At 51.5% G+C, this 19,035-nt stretch carries 19 protein-coding genes; 8 read left to right on the top strand and 11 right to left on the bottom strand.

Annotated features, from left to right (window positions below):
* Nucleotides 1-171 precede the first annotated feature (171 nt).
* The 3 genes from ACFSX3_RS08985 to ACFSX3_RS08975 form a co-directional block, all read right to left on the bottom strand.
* Nucleotides 172-681: an SRPBCC domain-containing protein gene (locus tag ACFSX3_RS08985; RefSeq protein ID WP_173134092.1), complete on the bottom strand. Its 510-nt coding sequence runs from the start codon at nucleotides 679-681 to the stop codon at nucleotides 172-174.
* Between the two features lie 23 nt (nucleotides 682-704).
* Nucleotides 705-1,025 carry an ArsR/SmtB family transcription factor gene (locus tag ACFSX3_RS08980; RefSeq protein ID WP_209987492.1) on the bottom strand — a complete coding sequence of 107 codons (321 nt, stop codon included), beginning with the start codon at nucleotides 1,023-1,025 and terminating at the stop codon, nucleotides 705-707.
* Nucleotides 1,026-1,129: 104 nt separating this feature from the next.
* The gene (locus ACFSX3_RS08975; protein WP_209986833.1) at nucleotides 1,130-1,588 is read right to left on the bottom strand and encodes an Lrp/AsnC family transcriptional regulator; all 459 of its coding nucleotides are present in this window, start codon (nucleotides 1,586-1,588) and stop codon (nucleotides 1,130-1,132) included.
* Between the two features lie 177 nt (nucleotides 1,589-1,765).
* On the opposite strand from ACFSX3_RS08975, the gene ACFSX3_RS08970 reads away from it, so the two are divergent.
* Nucleotides 1,766-2,938, top strand: a complete 1,173-nt coding sequence (locus tag ACFSX3_RS08970) for a serine hydrolase domain-containing protein (RefSeq protein WP_209986836.1) — start codon at nucleotides 1,766-1,768, stop codon at nucleotides 2,936-2,938.
* Nucleotides 2,939-2,961: 23 nt separating this feature from the next.
* Nucleotides 2,962-4,188: an MFS transporter gene (locus ACFSX3_RS08965; protein ID WP_209987495.1), complete on the top strand. Its 1,227-nt coding sequence runs from the start codon at nucleotides 2,962-2,964 to the stop codon at nucleotides 4,186-4,188.
* A gap of 797 nt (nucleotides 4,189-4,985) precedes the next feature.
* On the opposite strand, the gene ACFSX3_RS08960 is transcribed toward ACFSX3_RS08965, so the two are convergent.
* A complete protein-coding gene (locus ACFSX3_RS08960) occupies nucleotides 4,986-5,831 on the bottom strand; it encodes an anti-sigma factor (RefSeq protein ID WP_209986839.1) in 846 nt (281 codons plus the stop codon).
* Nucleotides 5,824-6,405, bottom strand: a complete 582-nt coding sequence (locus tag ACFSX3_RS08955) for an RNA polymerase sigma factor (RefSeq protein WP_209986842.1) — start codon at nucleotides 6,403-6,405, stop codon at nucleotides 5,824-5,826. The genes ACFSX3_RS08960 and ACFSX3_RS08955 overlap by 8 nt, the downstream gene beginning before the upstream one ends.
* A 202-nt stretch (nucleotides 6,406-6,607) precedes the next feature.
* Between ACFSX3_RS08955 and infC the strand changes: the two genes are divergently transcribed.
* Nucleotides 6,608-7,123 carry a translation initiation factor IF-3 gene (gene infC / locus ACFSX3_RS08950; RefSeq protein ID WP_209986845.1) on the top strand — a complete coding sequence of 172 codons (516 nt, stop codon included), beginning with the start codon at nucleotides 6,608-6,610 and terminating at the stop codon, nucleotides 7,121-7,123.
* Between the two features lie 458 nt (nucleotides 7,124-7,581).
* On the opposite strand, the gene ACFSX3_RS08945 is transcribed toward infC, so the two are convergent.
* From ACFSX3_RS08945 to ACFSX3_RS08930, 4 genes are all read right to left on the bottom strand, one after another.
* The gene (locus ACFSX3_RS08945; protein ID WP_209986848.1) at nucleotides 7,582-8,163 is read right to left on the bottom strand and encodes a GNAT family N-acetyltransferase; all 582 of its coding nucleotides are present in this window, start codon (nucleotides 8,161-8,163) and stop codon (nucleotides 7,582-7,584) included.
* Nucleotides 8,164-8,245: 82 nt separating this feature from the next.
* The gene (locus ACFSX3_RS08940) at nucleotides 8,246-9,952 is read right to left on the bottom strand and encodes an ABC transporter ATP-binding protein (RefSeq protein WP_209986851.1); all 1,707 of its coding nucleotides are present in this window, start codon (nucleotides 9,950-9,952) and stop codon (nucleotides 8,246-8,248) included.
* 324 nt (nucleotides 9,953-10,276) lie between these two features.
* On the bottom strand, nucleotides 10,277-10,744 hold the full coding sequence (locus ACFSX3_RS08935) for a tetratricopeptide repeat protein (protein WP_209986855.1): 468 nt from the start codon (nucleotides 10,742-10,744) through the stop codon (nucleotides 10,277-10,279).
* 86 nt (nucleotides 10,745-10,830) lie between these two features.
* Nucleotides 10,831-12,069 (bottom strand): ATP-binding protein, encoded by a 1,239-nt coding sequence (locus ACFSX3_RS08930; RefSeq protein ID WP_209986859.1) that lies wholly within the window; start codon nucleotides 12,067-12,069, stop codon nucleotides 10,831-10,833.
* A 225-nt stretch (nucleotides 12,070-12,294) separates the two neighbouring features.
* Here ACFSX3_RS08930 and ACFSX3_RS08925 point away from each other — a divergent pair, with 225 nt between their 5' ends.
* The 3 genes from ACFSX3_RS08925 to ACFSX3_RS08915 all read left to right on the top strand — a co-directional run bounded on the left by ACFSX3_RS08925 (nucleotide 12,295) and on the right by ACFSX3_RS08915 (nucleotide 14,804).
* Complete coding sequence (locus tag ACFSX3_RS08925; protein WP_209986862.1) at nucleotides 12,295-13,092, top strand: AIM24 family protein; 798 nt, start codon at nucleotides 12,295-12,297, stop codon at nucleotides 13,090-13,092.
* Nucleotides 13,093-13,276: 184 nt separating this feature from the next.
* The gene (locus ACFSX3_RS08920) at nucleotides 13,277-13,885 is read left to right on the top strand and encodes a type IV toxin-antitoxin system AbiEi family antitoxin domain-containing protein (RefSeq protein WP_209986863.1); all 609 of its coding nucleotides are present in this window, start codon (nucleotides 13,277-13,279) and stop codon (nucleotides 13,883-13,885) included.
* A 121-nt stretch (nucleotides 13,886-14,006) separates the two neighbouring features.
* On the top strand, nucleotides 14,007-14,804 hold the full coding sequence (locus tag ACFSX3_RS08915; RefSeq protein WP_379312811.1) for a nucleotidyl transferase AbiEii/AbiGii toxin family protein: 798 nt from the start codon (nucleotides 14,007-14,009) through the stop codon (nucleotides 14,802-14,804).
* Nucleotides 14,805-14,887: 83 nt separating this feature from the next.
* Here ACFSX3_RS08915 and ACFSX3_RS08910 read toward each other — a convergent pair whose 3' ends face one another.
* Both ACFSX3_RS08910 and hprK read right to left on the bottom strand, forming a co-directional pair.
* A complete protein-coding gene (locus ACFSX3_RS08910) occupies nucleotides 14,888-15,172 on the bottom strand; it encodes an alpha/beta-type small acid-soluble spore protein (RefSeq protein WP_209986866.1) in 285 nt (94 codons plus the stop codon).
* A 72-nt stretch (nucleotides 15,173-15,244) separates the two neighbouring features.
* Nucleotides 15,245-16,162 (bottom strand): HPr(Ser) kinase/phosphatase, encoded by a 918-nt coding sequence (gene hprK / locus ACFSX3_RS08905; RefSeq protein ID WP_209986869.1) that lies wholly within the window; start codon nucleotides 16,160-16,162, stop codon nucleotides 15,245-15,247.
* 148 nt (nucleotides 16,163-16,310) lie between these two features.
* Here hprK and ACFSX3_RS08900 point away from each other — a divergent pair, with 148 nt between their 5' ends.
* Together ACFSX3_RS08900 and ACFSX3_RS08895 are read left to right on the top strand one after the other, a co-directional pair.
* The gene (locus tag ACFSX3_RS08900) at nucleotides 16,311-17,972 is read left to right on the top strand and encodes a histidine kinase N-terminal 7TM domain-containing diguanylate cyclase (RefSeq protein ID WP_209986872.1); all 1,662 of its coding nucleotides are present in this window, start codon (nucleotides 16,311-16,313) and stop codon (nucleotides 17,970-17,972) included.
* An 89-nt stretch (nucleotides 17,973-18,061) separates the two neighbouring features.
* Complete coding sequence (locus ACFSX3_RS08895) at nucleotides 18,062-18,991, top strand: phosphotransferase enzyme family protein (RefSeq protein ID WP_209986874.1); 930 nt, start codon at nucleotides 18,062-18,064, stop codon at nucleotides 18,989-18,991.
* Nucleotides 18,992-19,035: the final 44 nt, after the last annotated feature.

Here is a 19,035-nt window from a genome sequence, read left to right as displayed (position 1 = left end):
ATTGTCAGTATACTCGCTATTACCCATTCACCGGAAAAGCACAAGTAGAAACGGCTACACCTTCTTTTAAGGTGAACCCTATAACGGTCCATCTCAAAAAGAGGCCGCCTCGGCCGGACACCCGGCATCAAGACAACCTCTCTATGAACGTTCAGCCTATATTCCTTCAAGTTACTGAATGGATTGCAGGTGCTCTTCGAGCCGGTCCCAGGTTTCGGTGATCCCTTGCTCCATCCCCATATCCATGACCGTCTTAAGCGCTTCCTCCGAATCATACTTCGACCGGCTGACCAGCTTCGTCCCGCCCTCAACCTCTTCGAACCTCATACTGACCAGTGTGGACGGCATCCCTTCCGTCTCATTGCCTTCGGCATCGGAGAAGTAATCGGTATAGTCGAATCTCTCGCCATCGACAATCTCATGGTAGACGCCCTTGCCCCAGGATTCCATTCCGAAGAATTCCCCCTGCTTCTCATCCACACACTTCATACAATAATGCCAGATGCCGCCCGGACGAAAATCAACAGTGCAGAAGGGAACAATCCAGCCGCGCGGGCCCCACCACTGCTTCAGATGCTCTGCCTCAGAGAATACTTTGAATACCAGCTCACGCGGGGCATTGAATACACGTTCCAGAACCAGCTCAAGACCTTCTACCCGGGAAATCATTGTGCCAGACATTCCTAATCCCTCCTGATAGTCATTCATTTGTCTTCGGACTGCAGCTGCCGCAGATAGTCATCCAGATTGTCGAAGCGTTCATTCCACAGCTTGCGGTAAGCTTCCAGCCAGGCATCCATAGCCTCCAGCGGCTCCGTACGCAGCCTGTAGTTCCGGCGGTTAGCCGCCGCTTCCACCTCAACCAGTCCGGCTTCCAGCAGCACACGCAAATGCTTCGAGGCCTGAGGCTGACGGAGCGCGAGCCGCTCGGCGATATCGCCTACGCTCATAGGCCCGTCCTTCAGGATCTCAACCATCCGCAGGCGGGTAGGCTCAGCAAGTGCGCTAAATGTCGTTGTGTCCATCATTTCCATATTCCTTTTATTCAGCCTTTTAGTATCTGGGTACATTCTCAATATAGCTTATCAGGAATATTCCCGTCAAGGAATATTATTAGGATTGCTTATCTCTATTTAAGCAGATTTTCACCTACTTCTTCCAGCGAAGGAAGGAGATTCTTATGATCTATTGGCGATGACATAACGATCAGAATCGTATAATTCCCGTATTTATCACACTGATTCCCAAACTCCTCAAGACCCTGTGTAGAGTCGGACATGACTTTTAACAGATAATTGTGTTCTCCGCTGATGCGGTAGCACTCTACGACATCGGGATGGGCACGGCAGAAGTCCACAAAAGCATGACACTCTCTGGAGTGGAAAAGGATATAAGCTGCCGCCTGCTTCCCGATCTTCTCCGGCGAGATAATCGTCCGGTACTCCTTGATCACCCCGCTTTCCTCCATACGCTTAACTCTTTCCGTTACTGCTGGCTGAGACAGACCTACGCTCTTCCCCAGCTCTGTCATAGAGATTCTCGCCTGATTTTGCAGATGGAACAGAATTTGCTTATCAATAGAGTCCATTGTTGACCTCTCCTTTAATTTTAAGATTATTTATTTGAAATCCCTTAACTTTAAATGTATAAGGCGGATTTTAACGTTAATGGCTCATGTATTCAAGTCAATTTATTTTATATACTTAACTTACAATAGTAAAGCAGAAATAGTTACTGCTTTAACTGTAGCGAAAGGATGTTGAGTATGCTCTATTCGAACACCATGAACCCTAACCGTCTCCCGGAACGCATCAACAAGGTCATTGACAAGACATTAACAGACAAGCGCCTGGCAGGTGTTGTCATAAAGGTAGCATTAGACGGGCAGCTCATCTATAGCCGTGCTGCTGGTTATGCGAGCCGCGAGCTAGACCAGCCTATGCGGGAGGACGCCTTGTTCCGGCTCGCCTCGGTATCCAAACCGTATACTTCTACGGCTGCTTTGATTCTGGTGGCCCAAGGACGCCTGAAGCTGGATGACCGTGTAGACCGGTGGCTGCCGGGCTTTCAGCCACGGCTTGAGAACGGAGAGACTCCAGCAATGACAGTCCGTCACTTAATGACACACACTGCCGGTCTGACCTACCGCTTCTTTCAGGAAGAAGGCGGTTCCTATGAGCAGGCTGGCGTATCCGATGGAATGGATCAGTCCGGTATCACGCTTGAAGAGAACCTGAAGCGGCTCGCGTCTGTTCCGCTTCTCTATCATCCTGGCACCCAGTGGAGATATTCTATCGCAACAGATGTGCTGGGAGCAGTGATTGCTAACGTTAGCGGAAAGACGCTCAGTGAAACGGTCCGCTCACTTATTACTCGCCCCCTCGATCTGACGGATACCAGCTTCGTTGCCGTGGACCCGCAGCGCCTGGCCTCAGCTTATGCCGATGATGTTCCCGGACTGCGGCTAATGGAGAATCCGGACAGATTGGCCTTTGTAGAAGGAACGGCAGGCTTCCACCTTGCCCCGGACCGGGCGTTAGACAGCACTGCCTATCCATCCGGGGGAGCCGGGATGGTCGGCAGTGCGGGAGACTTCCTGCAGCTGCTGGAGACGTTGCGCAAAGGCGGTGCGCCGCTATTGCCGGAGTCTCTGGTCCGCGAAATGACGGCCAACCAGATTGGCGATCTGCCCATGCCCTTCTGGCCGGGACGGGGTTTCGGCCTCGGGATGACCGTCCTTAAAGATCCTGCTGCCGCCAACACTGCGGAGTCCCTTGGCACTTGGCGCATGGGCGGCACCTATGGCCATTCGTGGTTCGTCGATGTCAAGCAGCGGCTAAGCGTGGTAGCCTTCACCAATACCGCACTTGAGGGTATGTCGGGTCCGTTCACGGTTGACCTGTGCAATGCCATCTACGGCAGATTGGACCCGTCATGAACAACACCAATAAGACCATTGCGATGAGCAGCGGCACAATTGCTTCTCCGCAGCAAAGCCCCACTCCCCCTGTTCCAGAGCGTCTTCCCTGGGCTGGATTGATTGCTCTGGCAATGACCGGGTTTATCTGTATTCTGACGGAGACGATTCCCGCCGGGCTCCTCCTTCAGATCAGTACGGGTCTTGGAGTAACGGAGGCCATGGCAGGTCAGCTTGTTACCCTCTATGCCCTGGGCTCGTTACTCGCCGCCATTCCATTGACCACAGTAACACGCGGCTGGAGGCGGAGACCTCTGCTGTTACTATGCATCCTTGGCTTCCTCGTATTCAATACCGTTACTGCCGTATCTTCGAGTTATCCTCTGACCCTTGCGGCCCGTTTCTTCGCGGGTGTGTGCGCGGGTGTCCTGTGGGGAATGATCGCAGGCTATGCACGGCGCATGGTACCGGAGCAGCTTAAGGGACGGGCAATGGCTATTGCAATGGCGGGAACACCGCTGGCCCTGGCGCTCGGAGTCCCTGCCGGAACATTCTTGGGTGACCTTGCAGGCTGGCGTAATATTTTTGGAGTCTTGTCGCTGTTCGCTCTGCTGCTAACCCTTTGGATACTCTGGAAGCTGCCGGACTATCCGGGAGAAGCTGCGGATAAGCGGCTCCCGCTAAATAAGGTGTTTACAAGCCCCGGAGTGCGGCCGATCCTGTTTGTCGTGCTGGCCTGGGTACTGGCCCACAATATCCTGTACACCTATATAGCACCGTACCTTACTCAGGCTGGACTATCCGGGCGCGTGGATCTGGTGCTTCTTATTTTCGGGATTACAGCGCTTCTTGGCATCTGGTTAACAGGCGTGTGGATTGATCGTCATCTGAGGCTGCTGGTTCTGATTAGCCTGACTGCATTTGCGCTGGCATCTGTTCTGCTCAGCCTTGGAAGCGGCAAGCCTGTTGTAATCTATCTAGTAGCTGCTGTATGGGGCTTAACGTTCGGGGGAGCAGCCACGCTGCTGCAAACAGCCATTGCTACAGCTGGCGGAGAGAGTGCAGATGTAGCGCAATCCATGCTTGTAACCGCATGGAATCTGGCCATTGGCGGAGGCGGTATAGCCGGTGGAATTCTTCTCGAAACAACGGGCGTTGTATCCTTCCCATGGGCGTTGTTTGTCTTGCTGGCCCTTTCGGTATGGATAGTCCGGCGCAGCAGAACGCATGGATTCCCTCCCGGAACTGAGGATATCCAGCGCAATAAATAATTCCAATCCAATAAATGTAAGGCAACCTCACCATTCTCGTTCATCTGCTCCTGGTACCATCCGGTAAAATGAGGTGAGGTGCACTTATACACTTCATTGCCTCATTTGGCCCGCGTCTGCTGAATTCAGGTGCACTTATGCTCTTCATTGGCACATTTAGCTCGCGTCCGCTGAAATCGGGTGCACTTATACACTTCATTGCCTCATTTGGCCCGCGTCTGCTGAATTCAGGTGCACTTATACACTTCATTGCCTCATTTGGGCCGCGTCCGCTGAATTCAGGTGCACTTATACACTTCATTGCCTCATTTGGCCCGCGTCAGTTGAATTGAGGTGCACTTATACACTTCATTGGCTCATTTGGCCCGCGTCTGCTGAAATGAGGTGCACTTATACACTTCATTGCCTCATTTGGCTCGCGTCCGCTGAAATCAGGTGCACTAATACACTTCATTGGCTCATTTGGCCTGCGTCCGCTGAATTCAGGTGCACTTATACACTTCATTGCCTCATTTGGCCCGCGTCTGCTGAATTCAGGTGCACTTATGCTCTTCATTGGCCTCATTTGGCCCGCGTCCGCTGAATTCAGGTGCACTTATACACTTCATTGGCACATTTAGCTCTCGTCCGCTGAAATCAGGTGCACTTATACACTTCATTGGCTCTTTGGCCCGCGTCTGCTGAATTCAGGTGCACTTATGCTCATATAACACCTCATATTACACAAAAACAGCCGGGAGCCCTCCCGGCTGTTCTGCTTGAATAGCGGTAGATTCCGCTATCTCTCCACACCGCTGCTACCCCTTCTTAATCGGCGCTGCGAGAATCTTCTTCCCGCGCGGGGTCTCTCCCGCGCCATCCGGCTCCAGCGTAACGGCGATGGTATCATAAGCCTTCGGGTCAAACGAATAATACAGTGCTCCGTTTCCGCCCTGTGAGATGAAGGTGCCCGCATTTACCGGCGAGTCCCCTTTGATCAGCCATACCTGATAGACCTCGGTGCCGGTAAGCTCCGGCAGATCTTCTGCCTGAAGCACAAGGTGGGTGCCGGTAGGGTCTGCGACAATCGTTGCTGTGCCCTTGGCGGTAATTCCCTCTCCTGCCGGGCTAAGCGCTACCGTCTCATTCACCTTAAGCCCCTGGAGCGGTCCTGTGCCGGAGGCCAGCTGCTGCTTCAGCTCCGCTACATTTCCGCGCAGCTGGCCAGTATAGACCACCAAGAGCAGCACAGCAACAGCCAGTCCAAGGCTTAGGAACCCTCTGAAGCGGGTTCTCTTGGGCTCCGGGATGCTGAACTGGGGCAAGCCCTGCTCTGCCTGAGGAGTCTTCGCCGGCTCACGATCCGTAGCCCGCTCTGCAACAGGCTGAATATTCAGGCTGGTCTCCGTTCGGGCTGCCGGTGCACCCGCATTCCCGGACTCCAGTACCCGTGACAGGATGCGATCCTTCATACCGGAGGGCGGGTCTACCGGCTCAGAGGCAAGCGGAAGATGGTTAAGTACCTGCTGGTATTCCTCTACCAGCTCCCTGCATTCCGTGCATTTTGCCGCATGGGCAGCGAATTGCTGCATTTCCTCTGCCGTCAGTGCGCCCAGCGTATATAATTCGGCCAATTCACAGAGTTCCTCATTGTGTTCACTCATGCGCATGATCCCTCCTTCCCCAGTGCCGTAACGATTTGTGAAGCTGCTTCATCGCCAGCCGGACTCTTCCCTTGACCGTTCCCAGCGGGATAGCCGCAAGCTGTGCTACCTCCTGCTGGGTATAGCCCTGATAATAGATCATATCCATTACTTGCTGCTGGTCGCGGCTTAATCCCAGCAGCGCCTCTCTGATCTGTTCCCCCGCCATCTGCAGCTCAACGAGATCTTCGGTAAGCGTGCTGTGGTCCTGAACCTGCTCCAGATTCCCGGAATCGCCAGATTGACGAGGCAGCCTGGCATCCCGCTTGCGGAGATAATCGATCGCCAGATTGCGGGTCACTGCGAACATCCAGGTGAGCAGCTTACCCTTGCCGAAGTCAATCTGCCCTGCATTCTTCCACAGGCGCAGGAACAGCTCCTGCATAACCTCCTCAGCAGCCATCGAATCCTTCACGATCTGGTAAGCAAAGCTATAGATGACCCGTTCATACCGGTCATAGAGCAGTTCGAGGGCATTCGAGTCTTTCTGTGCAATAAGCAGAATTAACTGCTTATCGTCAGCTGTGTCATTCAATTGCCATCCCCCATTCAACAGAAAATATAGTAGTGCCAGTGGTTCCATGCTGAAAAACCTGCGTCCACTGAGTATAACCGCTTTGCACAGTCGTCTCAACCTGCCGGCCTGACTGCTGCGAGCATCCGGCAGCCGTTATTGAAGCCCTGCCCGCTTCCATATATGATAGCTATATCATATCCGCAAAGGGAGGAACATTTCCGTGGCCGTACTGATTAATGAACAGATTAAGGCAGCCGAGGTCGAGCTGACCGGGCTGAAGGGCGAGAAGCTCGGCACCGTATCCAAAAGCGAGGCGCTGTCCAAAGCCAGAGCCGCAGGGGCCGACCTGGTCTGCACCTCGCTGATGAGCAGCCCGCCGCCCTGCAGCCTGGTCGCCAAGGGCAAAGGCAAGGCTGCTGCGCAAGCTGCCCGCAAGGGCAGTACCAGCCGCCCGCAACAAGGCAGCGGGAGCAGCCAGGAGAAGGTGAAGGAGCTGCGCTTCACCGCCCATATTGAAGAGCATGACTACGACACAAAGCTGCGTCAGGCGGATAAGCATCTGCGCTCCGGCAAGCCGGTGCAGCTCGTTGTGAAGTCCTCCGGCTCCAAGGAAGCCGCCGCTGCGAAGGCAGTGCTGGAGCGGCTCGTGGCCGATCTGAAGGAAGCCGGAACCAAGGCCTCCGGCCTGCAGACCAGCGGCAAGGGCGCACAGGTTAGAGTTAATCCGCATACGTAAGTTGTCTTATCAGGGCTCATTGTACTTTGTACATTAGCTGACCCCGAAATGGGTTAAACAATTGATTCTGTTGTACTCTGTACAGCAGAATCGAGAAAAATCAGGGTTTTCGGGCAGAATTCACGAAATCCATTGTATAAAATACAACAGACGATCATTTAGCTTAGCAAATTGCGAATTCTATTGCAGAAAATACAATCAGTCTACATAACTGCTACAATGCCGCATATAGCAACGGTCGGAGTCCTGCCCATACCTAACAGGTGCCATCCTAAAAGGACGGCACCTGTTATTACAATACGGCTAACAAAGCCGTAACCTCTGCTCTAATTGCTAATCTAATCCTCTAATCCTCTAATCCCTAATCTCTAACCTCTCATCTTTGATCTTCCGATCATCTTCCGCCCGTCCTCGCCCATACCTCTTATCGCCCACCCATCCGCTCCCTTAGCATATGGTCATTTCCCGCCATGAAGCCGCTCCAAAAACCGCTCCTTCGTCAGCACATGCAGCAGCTCACCGTTGCAGTCCTCATAATCGCCAGTCAATCCGGCCAGCTCCTGCTCCATCCGGAAGCCCAGCTTCTGGATTACCCCGAGCGATGCGGTATTGAGCGGATCTGCCTTGGCGTATAACTGCTCCAGTCCGATCACATCGAAGGCGTAGTCCGCCAGCGCCGCAGCAGCTTCGGTGGCATAGCCCCGGCCCCAGTGTTCACGCCCGATCAGATAATACAGCTCCGCATCCGGCGCCCTGAACTCCAGCACGCCGACCCCGCACCAGCCGATCAGCTGGCCGGTCGCCTTATGGCAGATGGCGAATGAATACTTGAACGGCAGCTCGAACGGCGTATGATAGCTGAACATCAGCCAGCGGAACATCCCCTCGTACTCATGCAGCGGCATGACCTCCATATGCATGAAGGCCAGCACCTCCGGGTTCTGCATCAGCTCGAACGAAGCCATCAGATCACTTTCCATATAGGGACGGATGATTAACCGCTCTGTTTTGAGCTTCATCCTGGACAATGCCAGATTCATAATACACGTAACCTCACCTTCAAGTTCTATCTGCCACCCAGCATAATTCAGGCACAGGATAGTCCACAAGGTAAAAGATAGTTTAATCCGTTTGCCCCCTGCCGTTATTCCACAGCGTACTGAAGGACGGGCAGTCCCGGAGCAGGGAATCGAAATCCCCTTCCCCCGCCAGCCTGCCTTGCTCCATGACCAGAATCTGGTCCACGCCGCTGATGAAATTCAGCCGGTGCGCGATAATAATGACCGTCTTATGCCTGAACTCCGCGAACACCGTCTCCATCAGGCTGCGCTCCGTAATATTATCCAGGGCCGATACCGGCTCATCGAGGATGATCAGATTCCGCTTTTGCAGGATCGCCCGGGCAAAAGCCAGCCGCTGCCGCTCCCCGCCCGACAGCTTCAGCCCGCGCTCCCCAACCCGCGTCTCCAGCTTCTCCGGCAGCTCCAGCACCTTCTCCTTCAGGTGAACCTTGTCCAGTACTGCATACAGCTCTTCATCCGGGACCTGCTGCTCAAACACCATGTTGCCCCGGATAGTGGTGTCGAAGATCGGACTGTCTTGCGACAGATATGAGATGTGATCATAGTAGCTGTCCAGACTCAGCTCATCAATATCCGTGCCGTCTACCAGCAGCTGTCCGCCGCTTTTTTTGAGCAGGCCCGTAATCAGCTTAATGACCGTTGACTTGCCGCTGCCGCTTAAGCCGACCAGAGCCACTGAGGTTCCGGGCGCGACTGAGAAGGACAGCCGGTCCAGCACCTGCACCTCTCCGTAGCTGAACGATACGTCCTTGAATTCGATGCTGCCCTGTAGCTGTGCAAGCGCCTTGCCCTGTTCCAGATTCCGGTCCTCGGGGGCATTCAGGAATGCCTCGAACCGCTGATAGGTCACCCGGTTCAGCTTATAGCCGACGAATAATACGTTGAAGATGGCGATTGGCGTATAGATTTTCTCAATGAACATGAACAGCGCAACCATGACCCCGATAGAAGCCTGCCCGGAGACCACATTCTTCACGCCATACAACAGCACAATCACCTTAATGACCGTAATGAATAATTCGAATAAGGCGAAGAAGGATTCATGAATCATCTGCAGCTTCGCACTCTGCCTGATGATCTGCTGTGCCGCCTTGTTCAGTCTGCCGATTTCCTGCGCGTACTTCTTGTTGGTGCGGAAGACGACCAGCTCCATGAAGCCGCGGACCCCATACCGGGACATGGCCTCCTGCTGCATAAGCACCGATTCCTTGATCCGGTAGAGAACTTTCAGCAGAACATTCGTTAACAGGAAGATGACCACGTACCCGCCCGCAATCACCAGCATAATTCTGAGGTCATAGTAGCTGATGAAGAGCAGGCTGAAGAGGATGGTGGGCAGCAGCTCATGCAGCGTCTTCAGGATAAAAGAGAACAGAATGCTGTTCCCGGCCGCCGCGCCGTTCTCAATCACCTTGATCATCTGGCCTGTGCCCATGTTCTGATAGGCGGAATAATCCATTCTGGAAATTTTGGACAAGGCCATAATCTTCAGTCTTTCCGTGATGCTGTTCGATAGATAGGCGCTGGGATATTCATCCGCATAATTCAGCAGGACATTCAGGCCGAGCAGCAGCCCGTAGAGGACAACCCCATATAGGATTTCACGGAAGCCTGTTCCCGCCACCGCCTGATCCAGAATCCGCTGAAAGACAACAATACCCAGACTGCTTAAGAGCTGAATGGCACAGCCGAGAACTATATACAGAGCGGCCCACCCTCTGAGGTGGACAAGACATTTCTTTAACATGATAATAATCTCCAATCTTATACATAAGAGTATGGCAAAAAGCCGGGAACTCTCCTCGCACCCCGCGCCAAAGACTCCTGCCCCGGCAGTATAGTCTTCAAGCGGAATAACTCAGTGTCCCGGCTCACATAGAATGACCTTCCAGGCACCGTTCAAGAATCCAGTTAGCTGTGACCAAGAGGACAGACCTCCCCCTTGGTGGCTGGTACGCGTTCTACCCAGCCCGATAACTAGTTCCTTGCAACGGTACGGAATGGCATCCATTTCACCTCTTTGATAAGATTGACTCTCATTGTATGCTTCGGCCAGACTGGCCGTCAAGCCCTAGTGCTTAGTCTCTTTTGCCGCATCCGAATCCGCATCGGGACTGGCATCTGAAGCGGAATCCGCTTCGGCAGCTTCTTCTCCATCCTCGCTATCCTCGTCCGCAGCGGCCAGCGCCGCCTTCTCACTGCGGCTCCATTCCAGGAATTCGATGGTATCCTGATCCTCAGGGTCCAGCTTATTCGCCCTCTTGAACGCCTTGATCGCCTGATCGTACTCGTCCAGATAATAGTGGGCGTAGCCGACACGGAAATGCCAGAGCGGGTCTTTTTTACCCTTGTCCACTGCCTTATTGAACCATTTAAGCGCTTCCCGGTAGCGGCCCAGATTGTTGAGCGCCCGGCCCAGATGTACCGCCAGTTCTTCATCGATCAGCGGTGTCGGCACCTCTTTGATGCGGGATACGATCTCTTCATATTCGTCCGCCTCATGCCAAGCGTTCAATTGCGCGATTAATTCTTCTCTCATTACCCATAGCCTCCCGGTTAATCATTCCAAGTTCTCTTAGAGATACTTTATCATTTTCACACCAAGTTTCCCACTATTGCCGTGCGCTAGGCCGGGATAATGATCTGGAAGACGGTTCCCTTGCCCTTCTCGCTGGTGACCTCAATACGGCCCTTGAGCTTGTTAATCGTGTTATAGGCCATGACCATTCCGAGCCCCGTCCCGTCCGCCTTGGTGGAGTAATACGGCTTGCCCAGGCGCGAGATCTCATCCTTCGTCATTCCGACACCGGTGTCGCGGATGGTAATGATAATATTCTGTCCGCTCGCGAAGACAGCAATAGACAGGACCGCATCCTCCACCCCATCCATCGCTTCAATCGCATTCTTGTACAGATTAATCAGGCATTGCTGCATCTCATTACTGTCATAATGGGTGCTAAGCGGGTTGTTGAAGCTGAATTCAACCGCAACCTTGTGGATCGTGGCATACGGCAGGATCACATTCTTAGTGTATTCACATTCAGCCATCAGGTTGGAGTAGACCCGGCTCTCCGACTGCGGCTTGGCAAAAGACAGATAATCGCTAATAATCTTCTCCGCCCGGTTCAGCTCAAGAAGTGACAGCTCAACATACCCCTTCTCCTCCGGAGTGAGGTTCTTGGAGAGATTAAGCAGCTGGAGGAATCCGCTGGTCACAGTTAACGGATTGCGCATCTCATGGGAGACGCTGGCCGCCAGCTCACTGACCACATTCAGCCGCTCCGACTGCATGATCCGCTCACGGTTCCTGAGGTTGGTAAGGATCTGTTCCAGCAGGATCATTAGGACTGCCATGACCACCGCATGCGTAGTTAAGGCATAGAAGGCAAGCGTCCAGAACTGGGTATCCAGCTTATCCATGATCTGCCCCAGGATGATCAGATAACAGCCCATAGTCAGGACCACGATGAAGGTAGCCCACAAGATCCGTCCCTTGGGCTTAGAACGGAGAAATCTGGAGCTTAGGGAAGGAACCAGAATGAGGACTGCTGTCGAAAAAAGTAAAGATTGGACGGTTCCCTCACCGCCTATGTAGAAACGGTACACATTCAGAATCACATATAAAGGCAGGGTATGTTTGTACCCTCCATACAAGGCTGCAATCACAAACGGAACATACCGCAGGTCAAAGATGAACCCGGTCTCCAGCCGGATCGGCTTGGCGATACACAGGATCATGGTGGCGGCGATGAGCAGTACAAGAATCTTATGATTGTAGGCGTGGGGCCTGTTCTCGAAGAAAATCAGAAATATCAGCACCGGAAACAGCATAAACAAAAAATTGAGCAGTAACGTCTCAAACAAGGCTAACTTCCTTTCGGTTCTAATGCTGGTGTCAAGAGATACGTTTGTATTCTGAGCACTACACCTAGAACATTACGCTAACCTGATAATAGAAGTAAAGGAATTATTGTATGCGTTTTTTTCCTCCTGAAATCAAGGATACCTGCGAGAAATGTCGAATACGTATGCTTTGAAGGCATGATGCACAGTATTGCATAATAATAGCTACTGAAGGAGCGGGTATCCATGGCTTTTACCATTAATAACCTGAAAGACAATTCCAATGTTGTCATTAAAGAGCAGCTAGGCGGCTTCAGCATCATCGAATACAAAGAGGATCTCAGCACCACCACCCGCTATGAAGCGGAGACCAACTTCTTCATGAGCAAAAGTAATATGCGCAACAAGCAGCTGATGATTGAGCTGAATAACAATGAGGTGATGCTGAGCGCCGGGGCCATGCAGTATATGATCGGCAATATCGAGATGACCTCCGGCATCAAAGGCGTAGGGGGACTGATGCGCAATATGCTATCCGGGGCGGCAACCGGAACCAGCGCAGTCAAACCGCTCTACAAGGGAACCGGAACCATCCTGCTGGAGACCACCTACAACTACCTCTGGCTGATTGATGTGGACAACGACCATATCGTGATCGATGACGGCATGTTCCTCGCCTGTGAGACCACGCTGGACATCTCCGTGGCAGCACGCAAGAACATCTCCTCTGCCGTCCTCGGCGGTGAAGGGCTGTTCAATCTGAGCGCGCGCGGCAAAGGGATTCTGGCCCTCGAAGCTCCCATTCCTTCCGAGGAAGCCGTTGTGGTCGAATTGCAGAATGATGTGCTGAAGGTGGACGGTAACTTCGCCCTCATGTGGTCCAACTCCCTGGACTTCACGGTCGAGAAGTCAGGCAAGACCCGTCTGGGCTCCGCCGCCTCAGGCGAAGGCCTGGTCAACGTGTACCGGGGGACCGGCATGGTCTGGCTGGCCCCGCTCATGAATTACAGAAACAGCCTGCTTCAGGGCGGACCTACTGCTTAATTCCGAAGCGTGGCTCCCGGGTGCTTGATTTCATACCCTATGACATTGAACGAAATGTCTTAGGGTATTTTTCTGCTTTTACGTCCAAGTGCAGAACTTTTCGTGAATAACTAGAGGAAAACAGCAAATATTATCGAATATCTTAGAATATCTATCTTAAGCAATTGTGAATGGAGGTGAGTTCATGAACGAGCAGATTGTGACGAGGGCGATGCGAGTTCTAGAGAAGCATAATGGTTTTGCCCGAACGAGAGATTTCTTAGAAGCAGGGATATCCCCTTATTATGTGAAAAAGCTGGAATCCATCGGTGAAATTGAACGGGTAAAACAAGGAGTTTATCGGCTTGCGAGCGCGGGAAACGAACCAATAAGTGAAATGCTTGAAGTGTCACGGCTGGTTCCCAAAGGAGTCATTTGCCTCCTCTCCGCCCTATCCTATTATGAACTGACCACATATCATCCTTGGGAATATCAAATTGCCATTCATCGTGGAGGAAAGAAACCGAGGATTCCAGACTATCCGCCCATTAAAGTTATGTTTTTTGCAGAAGCTCAGTATAAAGTAGGAATAGACCATATTAATATAGAGGGGGCCACCGTTAAAATCTACAACCGCGAAAAAACAATTTGCGATATCGTGCGATACCGTGAAAAGATTGGGATAGATTTGATGAAAGAGGGTTTGAGAAACTACCTTCGATCTCCTCATAAAAATATAACGAAATTAGTTTCCTTTGCCGATCAGTTGCGGATACGGACAGTTTTGCAAAAATATCTCGAGGTGTTGATCTGATGAGTGATATTAAAAATATCCCTGCCTCTGTTGCCGAACGTTTAAAAAATATTGCCAAGACCTCAGGAAAAGCATTCGATACCTGCTGCTCCTGTACTTTCAAGAGCGCTTCTTATACCGCTTGTCTATATCGGATTATCGGGACAAATTCATCTTAAAGGGAGGGCTGTTTCTATTCTCGCAAACTCAGCTCAAGGCGCGTCCAACTAAAGACGTTGATTTTCTCGCCAGACAGATTGCAAATGAGCTTGAAATTTTAAGAGATTCATTTGTGACAATTTGTTCGATTGACGTTCCTTTAGATGGAGTTGAATTTCAGCTGGACAACATGACAACGGAGAGAATTAAAGAGGATGCCGATTATGAGGGGGTAAGAATCAAGGTAACGGCGCTTCTGGGGAGAATGAGAAAGAGCCTGCAATTTGATATCGGATTTGGCGATGTCGTAGTTCCTAAGCCGCAACTTATTGAATATCCGGTTCTGCTTAAGATGGAAGCCCCGCAGGTGCAAGCCTACTCGAAGGAATCCGTCATTTCCGAAAAGTTCGAAGTCATGATTACATTATCTGTCATGAACAGCCGAATGAAGGATTTTTATGATATTTATACGCTCCTGAGCACCAATGATTTTGATGGGCGTGTACTGTATGAGGCGGTGTATGAAACCTTTCAGCGTCGTGGGACAATCTTGGAAAAGGATCATCCTTTGTTTCAGACTACATTTGCTGATGATGACAGCCGTTTAAAGCAATGGTTGGCATTCATCAATCGTCTAGGTATAGAGGAACCGCTCACGTTTCAGGATTTGATGAAATGTCTTGTTGATTTCCTGGAGCCAATATATCAATCATTGATTCATGGCGATGAGTTTTTTGGACAATGGAATTACAACCTAAGGGTTTGGCTTAACCGGCACTAAAATAATTAGATCCCTTCAACAATTAAAAAGGGATCTCTTGAGCATGGATATAGATATGAATCTGAATGTTAACCCACTTCATTCTAAGACTTCTGCTTACCCGCCAGCTGCTCCTGTGCCAGACGCACCATCTCACGAACCATGGAACCTCCGATGCGGCCGCCAATCTGTCCGGCCGACTCGGTGGTCAGATTGCCGTTATTTCCGGCCTGCAATGGGATGCCTAGCTCTTTGGCTACCTCGTATTTCACATCGTCCGGGTGATTGGGATCTACGTGATATCCTTCCTGCCTCATAACCTCCGCTTTGAACGTCTGCATTCCCTGGGCGGACCCTGGTACAGCATATTGTCTGCTTCTTCTCGCCATTTACGGACTCACTCCCTTGCTGTCTTTCCTCTAAGTTGCCCAGGAGTGTGGGCCTTCATTCCCTGTCGTTCCTTAAGACTGCATCCCGTCCTCAATCCGCTGCATGAATTCTTCCACCGCGCTGTAGCCCAGTTGCTTGAGATACCAGTTGTTCGCAGCCGCTTCAATCAGACCGGCTACATCGCGGCCCGGCTGAAGCTGGACTTCGATATGCGGGATCTGCACCCCGAGATATTCGGTGAACTGGGGCACCAACTCCAGCTCATTATTGAGCGAATTCTCCTGCCAGGGGGCAAGCTCAATATCGAGCACGATCCGCGTCTCATCCTGGAACGCCCGCCGCCCGTACTGCCGCACAACGTTGATCAGGCCGATGCTGCGCAGCGCCAGGAATTCACGCGTGGTCTCATTATGGGTCCCGAGGAGGGTCGCCGGACCCAGCTTCTTCAGCACCACAATATCATCAGCCACGAAGCGGTGGCCCCTGCGGATCAACGTATGCGCCGTCTCGCTCTTGCCAATCCCCGACTTGCCCCGCAGCAGGATGCCGATCCCCGATACGTTAACGCATACCCCGTGGATCGACAGTTCCGGCGCCAGCGTCTTCACCAGGAAGCTGTCCAGCTTAGCGATGAACTCGGTGGTCACCTCCGGCGTCCGCAGCAGCGGAATGCCCTCCTGGTCACAGAACAGCGTCAGATAAGGAATCTCCTGCTGGCCGCTGGTCACGATGAAGCACGGCGGATGGTATTTGACGATGTTGCCGATATGCAGCATCCGCTCCTCTACACTCAGCGTTAACAGGTAGTTGATCTCTTTACGTCCAAGGACCTGCACCCGCTCCATCGGAAAAAAATCAAAATAACCAACAAACTCCAGACCTGGTCTGTGCGTCCTTGAACGAGTGATGTTCCGGTCCATCCCGCCCGCTCCGGCGAGCACCTCCAGCTGGAATTTCTCTACAAGACTCTGCACGCTAATAGACTTCATGCGGTCCCCTCCCAATCCAATATTTTCCGATAGATTTATCTAAAAATCTTGTAATCTGCACACGCTAATTATATATTAAAAACAATATATAAGACCTTAGACCCACAAAAATCAATAAATACTATTAAAATCAAGAAGGTGTAATATATTGGCCTTAGCCTCTTGGATTGACCTGATTATGTGCTTCCTTCTGTTCCTGCTGCTCATCTATATCGTGGCTACGGTCACCATTACCAAGCTGCACAAGGTCTATTTAGCGTTCCATTTCTCCATGCTGATCTGGCCCTACTGCCAGTTTGCCATAAGGACCGTCGATGATCCTCTCTATCAGCTCTTTTATGTGAAGCTTGCGTTCGTGGATGCTTCTCTGCTGGGTCTGGGTTGGATCTTCTTCACGATTCTGCTCGCAGGACAATCCCAACTCCTTACTAAAAAAGTAATGGCCGCGCTGCTGATCCCTGCAGTCCTGACCTCCCTTGGAGTGGTGCTCAATCCTTATGGATGGTTCGTCCGTCCGGTGAACGGCGGATATGTGGAGCGGATCTACGGACCTATTTTCTGGATCAGCATGACCTTTCTAGTGATTAATGCCCTCGTGTCCATGTATGTCGTATACGTGGCTCTGACCTCTAATCAGGCCGCGAGGATCAAGAATCAGGTTATGTATATGCTCAAAGGCATTACGGCGTTATTCGTCTTCCTTATGATCGATGTCCTTCTCAATGTCATTCTGGACGACTATCTGCCGGTAATTCCGGGCTTCACTTCACTGGGTATAGTGGTGTCAGCCACGTTCTTTGTGATCACGATCCACCAGGACAAAGTGTTCGATATCGTAACTATCGCCCATCAGGATATTATCAATACCATGGAATACGGAATTCTTGTCCTGGATGATCAGGAGCAAGTCGTAGAGATCAATCATTCCCTGCACCCCTATATCCCGCTTGTGACCGGTGCGACGTTCAACATGAGCAGCTATCTGCCGGATGGCCCGCCTATGGAGATTGAACCCTTCCTGCAGAAATACCGCGAGTATCCGCTGGAGTCGGCTGAGGTTGAAATTCTGCATCCTCTGATCCAAATGGTTGTCAGTATTCATGCAGCACCGATTATGGTGAGCGGCAGCAGGGTCGGACGAATTGTTACCTTCCAGAATGTTACTGAGATCCGGCGGCTCATCGATGAGACGAACCAGCAAAATCTCATCCTGAAGGAACGCAACGACTCGCTGGTGAAGGTGCAGGCGGAGCTGTTCCAGTCGAACGGTAAGCTCAGGAAGCTTGCGATCACCGACAGCCTGACCGGCTGCTACAACCGGCATTTTCTGATGCAGCAATTGGAGCAGGATGTGCTACGGGTTAGCGATACCCGGACACCTTCGACTATTATACTGATCGACATCGATTTTTTCAAAAAAATCAACGACCAGCACGGCCATCTCGCCGGAGATGTGGTCCTGTGCAGCACGGTAGAGCTGCTGCAGCGCAGCCTGCGGCCTTCCGATATCCTGGCCCGCTACGGCGGAGAGGAATTCATCATCTATTTGCCGGATACGAATGGAGCCGAGGCGCGGCTGCTGGCCGAACAGCTCAAATCCGAGGTTGAACACAACACCATCCGCATCGATTATATCGATGAGCCTGTGTCCATCACCATCAGCCTGGGGCTGCTCAGCATCGCTGAATTCAAGATCCCGCCTGCCATGGATGCGACCACCTACCTGAACGAACTGTTCAAGTCTGCCGATAAAGCCCTGTACGCCGCTAAGCATCAGGGCCGGAATCAGATTGTTGCGGCGGAGGTATAATTATAACTAATCTTTCTCTATACATCTGTCTTTCTCCCATAGGATAATGAATAGCAGTTGGAGCCATTAATAAAAGGGGACGCTGCTAGATGAACCATGATCATCTTATCCGTGAGATTAACAAATCCTATTTGTTACGTATTGAGCAGATCAAGCTTCACCGGGAAATGATTGGCTCGGTTTATTTTGCAGAGGGCGGGGGTAAGTGTTATGTGCTCAAAATATACCGCAGCTTCAAAACAGCCGATGCCATGCAGTCTCTTCGAATTCTTGACTATTTGCAGACTCATTCCTTTCCGGCTGTGACGGTCCTGCGGACTGCCAGACACAAGAACCACATTCTTCTTGAAGCTCAGGAGGGCTGGCTTACCGCTGTGCTCTACGACTATGTAGAGGGTGACAATCCTGATGGACTTGCCGAAGCGCAGCTTATCGGTCACCAGACAGCCGAGCTTCATAAGCTAATGCACAACTACCCTGAAGAACAACTGATTCACCGGACAAAAAATGAATATATTGATGATTATCTCTCTATTATGAGCGAACTGGACTGTGATTCAAATTCCATGGCTGCTCTTGAACAATATGGAAATGAATTGTGGGGCCGTATGTCCAAGCTCCCACAGGGCTTTTGCCACGGAGACCTTCATACAGGCAACATGATTAGGGACTGCCACGGGCAGTATATCTTTATGGATTTTGATGATGCCTCCGGCGACTATCCCGGCATGGACGTGGCATACATGTCAGACGCTACTCATTTCAATCGATATCACGACACAATGTATGATGCTACTCAGCGTTTATTCGAACGCTTTTATACCGGGTATTGTACGGTAAGAACCCTGAGTGACAATGAGGTCTACGCGATTTTCGACTTCATTGCGGTAAGGCATTATCAGATTATATCCCGCATTGTCCGCTGCCAGGGCCTACAGTCTGTATCGAAAGAATTCTGTGATGAGCAGTACGGATGGCTTATGAGATGGCAGGAGATTTGTATGAGAAAACGGCACTAGCCCAATGCGGCCAGTGCTTTTTTATATGATTTTGATTATTTTAT

It is taken from the genome of Paenibacillus rhizoplanae, assembly GCF_042684125.1.
In the GTDB taxonomy this organism is placed as follows: domain Bacteria; phylum Bacillota; class Bacilli; order Paenibacillales; family Paenibacillaceae; genus Paenibacillus_AQ; species Paenibacillus_AQ rhizoplanae.
Note: the sequence above shows the minus strand (reverse complement) of the source record. Positions and strands in the feature narration are given on the sequence as shown.